This window comes from Campylobacter sp. (assembly GCF_030528245.1).
Classification (GTDB): domain Bacteria; phylum Campylobacterota; class Campylobacteria; order Campylobacterales; family Campylobacteraceae; genus Campylobacter_D.
This window is the reverse complement of record NZ_JAUMZG010000020.1, coordinates 1-3,215: the sequence shown is the minus strand read 5'-3', so window position 1 is coordinate 3,215 and position 3,215 is coordinate 1. Positions and strand designations below refer to the sequence as shown.

Sequence of the window (3,215 nt, the reverse complement as noted above, 5' to 3'; positions counted from 1 at the left end):
GAGTAATGACAAATTAAATCAAATTTTGCAAAAGCAAAAAACTCAAATAGCCGGCCCCGATGAAAATCAAAAAGAGGACGACATCATCCAATTAGTCGGTTTTATCGTGGGTGATGAGGAGTATGCTATTCCTATTTTAAACATCCAAGAAATCATCAAGCCCATAGAATACACTCGTGTGCCTAGTGTGCCTGATTATGTTTTGGGCGTGTTCAACATGCGGGGTAATGTTATGCCACTTATCGACTTGGCGCAGCGCTTTAATCTTGGCACTTCTAAGATGACCCCGCAGACGCGTTATATCGTTTTGCGTGGTGAGAATAGCAGCAGTGGAGTGAGCGGCAATGCGGGCTTTGTGATAGACAGGCTCACCGAAGCCATTAAAATTCATAGGAACAAAATCGACCCGCCACCTGAGACCTTAGCCAAAGACAAGGGCATGATTTACGGCATAGGCAAGAGAGATGAAAACATCCTCACCATTTTAAAGGTTGAAGCCCTATTAAAGCGTGAATTTTAATGATAAAACTCTGCGTTTTTGACTTTGATTCCACCCTGATGGACGGCGAGACCATAGACATCCTAGCCAAGGCCTACGGCGTAGGTGATGCGGTGAGATCTATCACTCAAAGGACTATGATGGGGGAGCTTGATTTTTTCGAGAGCCTCCATCAAAGGGTGGCCTTACTCAAGGGCATGCCCTGCGAGGAGGTTTTAGCCATCAGCGCGAATTTACCCCTCATGCCCGGCTCTTTTGAACTCATTGAATTTTTAAAGTCCAAAAACATCTCCATCGTGGTTTTCAGCGGCGGCTTTCATGAGGGCATCGATGCGACTATGGAAAGGCTTAAATTTGACCTAGGCTTTGCAAACTACCTACACCACAAGGACGGCAAACTCACAGGCCTTGTCGGCGGGGAGATGATGTTTTCAAATTCCAAAGGCTTGATGCTCAAAAGGCTCAAAAGCTTTTTGAATTTAAAAACCGATGAGGTGATGTGCGTGGGAGACGGGGCGAATGACTTGGCCATGTTTGAGCAAAGTGGGCTTAAAATCGCCTTTTGCGCCAAGGCCGTCTTAAGGGCTAATGCCAGCGTTTGCATCGATACAAAGGATTTGAAAGAAGTTATAAAGGCCATTCCATGAAAATAGCGATACTAGGCGCGATGCCGGAGGAAATCACCCCCCTGCTTGGAATTTTAAAAAAATACGAAAGCATCCAGTATGCGAACAATACTTATTATTTGGCATCCTACGGGGGGCATGAGTTGGTTTTAGCTCATTCTAAAATCGGCAAGGTCAACTCCACCCTCAGCGCTAGCGTGATGATAGAAAAATTCGGTGCGCAGCGGTTGCTTTTCACGGGCGTGGCAGGAGCCTTCAACCCTAGCCTAGAAATAGGCGATCTGCTTTATGCGAGCAGCCTTGTGCAGTATGATTTGGACATTACAGCCTTTGGGCATCCGCTTGGCTTTGTGCCGGGGAATGAAATTTTCATCAAAACCGATGAGGCGCTCAATCAAATCGCCCTTGAGGTGGCCAAAGAGCTCAACATCAAGCTAAGGGCTGGCATCATCGCTACGGGCGATACGTTCATTTGCGATGAGGCCAAAAAGGCGAGGATTAGAGAAATTTTTAATGCCGATGCGTGCGAAATGGAAGGAGCGAGCGTGGCCTTGGTGTGTGATGCCTTGAAGGTGCCATGCTTCATCCTAAGGGCGATGAGCGACAAGGCAGGGGAGAAGGCGGAATTTGACTTTGACGCATTTGTCGTAAGATCGGCAAAAATTTCTGCCGACTTTGTGCTGAAAATGTGTGAAAAACTATGATAAAACTGAGCAAAAAACTCATACGCCAAGTCGCAAGAGCCAATGCTAAATTCAGGCTCATCGGCGAGGGGGACAGGGTGCTTTTGGGACTGAGCGGTGGTAAGGACTCCCTCGCTCTAGCTCATCTTTTAAAGCGCATGCAGGGACATGCCCCCTTCAAATTTAGCTTTGAGGCCCTCACTCTGAGCTATGGCATGGGCGAGGATTACGCGGCGCTGCATGCTCATTGTGCGGCTCACGGCATAAAACATAGCGTTTTGGAAAGCAATATTTATGAAATTTCAGGCGATACCATCAGGGAAAATTCCAGTTTTTGTAGCTATTTTTCGCGCATGCGGCGAGGTGCTCTGTATAGCTATGCCCTAGAAAAGGGCTTTAACAAACTTGCCCTGGCGCACCATCTGGACGATGCGGCGGAGAGTTTTTTTATGAATTTCATCCATAATGGGGCTCTAAGAACCCTGGCGCCGATTTATAGGAGCAAAAGGGGCGTGGAGGTGATACGTCCCTTGATTTTCGTGCGGGAGAGACAACTAAGAGCAAACGCCCTAGAAAACGAGCTTGAAGTCATAGGAAATGAATTTTGCCCGGGGATGAGGCTGAGTGAGAAAAATGTCAAATTCCCTCACGCTAGAGAGGAGGCGAAGCAGCTTTTGAGTAGGCTTGAGGGGGAAAATCCTAAGATTTTTACCAGTCTAAGAAGCGCTTTTTCAAATTTACACCATGAAACCTTTTGGGAGGAAAATCGATGAAAAAAGCTTTTATTTTGGTGGATTATCAAAATGATTTTATTGATGGAGCTTTGGGCTTTGAAAAGGCTAAGACGCTGAAGCAAAACATCTTGGCGCGCCTTAAAAATTTGGATTTTAGTGATACGGATTTACTCATCACTTATGATACGCACGGGGAGGATTTTTTAAAGACGAAGGAGGGTTTGAATTTACCCGTTACGCATTGCTTGGAGGGGAGCAAGGGCTGGGAGCTGCCTGAGGATTTTGCGCATTTTAAGCAAAAGGCGAGAAAAATTTTTCATAAAAACACCTTCGGCAGCTTGGATTTGGCGAATTTTTTGCAAAAAGAGCAGTACGAGCAGATTGAATTTGCTGGCTTGGTTTCGCATATTTGCGTGTTTCACAACATCATTTTAGCCTTCAATGCGGGACTGAATACCAAGCTTATCCTGCATAAAAACTGCACGGCTAGCTTTGATGAGGGGCTTGAAAATGCGGCTTTTGATTTGCTAAGGGCCTTTTGGGTGGAGTTGGTTTAAGCTCAATTCTACAAAATCGGCTGGATCAAAAAGGGCGATATGAGGCTTAAAATTTAAACCCAAAGCTCAAGGCCCTGGAGGGTCCTGGAGCTGACATTGGTGTCCTTGAAATTTTT

General features: G+C 46.0%; 5 protein-coding genes. All 5 read left to right on the top strand.

What is annotated here, in order from left to right:
* Nucleotides 1-520: chemotaxis protein CheW (locus Q4A73_RS04760; protein WP_303206297.1), on the top strand; the 520-nt coding region annotated here is incomplete at its 5' end.
* The gene (gene serB / locus Q4A73_RS04755; RefSeq protein ID WP_303206296.1) at nucleotides 520-1,146 is read left to right on the top strand and encodes a phosphoserine phosphatase SerB; all 627 of its coding nucleotides are present in this window, start codon (nucleotides 520-522) and stop codon (nucleotides 1,144-1,146) included. The genes Q4A73_RS04760 and serB, both read left to right, overlap by 1 nt.
* Nucleotides 1,143-1,829, top strand: a complete 687-nt coding sequence (locus tag Q4A73_RS04750) for a 5'-methylthioadenosine/adenosylhomocysteine nucleosidase (RefSeq protein WP_303206295.1) — start codon at nucleotides 1,143-1,145, stop codon at nucleotides 1,827-1,829. The genes serB and Q4A73_RS04750 overlap by 4 nt, the downstream gene beginning before the upstream one ends.
* The gene (locus Q4A73_RS04745; RefSeq protein WP_303206294.1) at nucleotides 1,826-2,581 is read left to right on the top strand and encodes a tRNA 2-thiocytidine biosynthesis TtcA family protein; all 756 of its coding nucleotides are present in this window, start codon (nucleotides 1,826-1,828) and stop codon (nucleotides 2,579-2,581) included. The genes Q4A73_RS04750 and Q4A73_RS04745 overlap by 4 nt, the downstream gene beginning before the upstream one ends.
* On the top strand, nucleotides 2,578-3,099 hold the full coding sequence (locus Q4A73_RS04740) for a cysteine hydrolase family protein (protein WP_303206293.1): 522 nt from the start codon (nucleotides 2,578-2,580) through the stop codon (nucleotides 3,097-3,099). The genes Q4A73_RS04745 and Q4A73_RS04740 overlap by 4 nt, the downstream gene beginning before the upstream one ends.
* Nucleotides 3,100-3,215 lie beyond the last annotated feature (116 nt).